The 241-nt window shown below is 62.7% G+C and carries 1 protein-coding gene; it reads left to right on the forward strand.

The genetic code is table 11. The features are described from left to right. On the forward strand, positions 1 to 241 hold a 241-nt coding region (locus tag AC0L3B_RS40175; RefSeq protein ID WP_473383577.1), incomplete at both ends, for a kynureninase/PvdN C-terminal domain-containing protein.

The following is a 241-nucleotide window of genomic DNA, read 5'->3' on the forward strand; positions in this document are numbered from 1 at the left end:
GTTCGCGATGGAAGCCAACTATGCGCCGAGCGCCGGCATCCTGCGCTACCTGTGCGGCACCCAGCCGATTACCTCATTGGCCATGGTGGAATGCGGCCTGGAGGTTTTCGAACGCACCGATATGAGCCACCTGCGCAGCAAGTCGCTGGCCTTGACCGACCTGTTTATCGCGTTGGTTGAAAGCCGCTGTGCAGCCCACAACCTTGTGCTGATCACGCCCCGCGAACATGCGCGGCGCGGC

The organism is Bradyrhizobium sp. Kon56 (assembly GCF_055807635.1).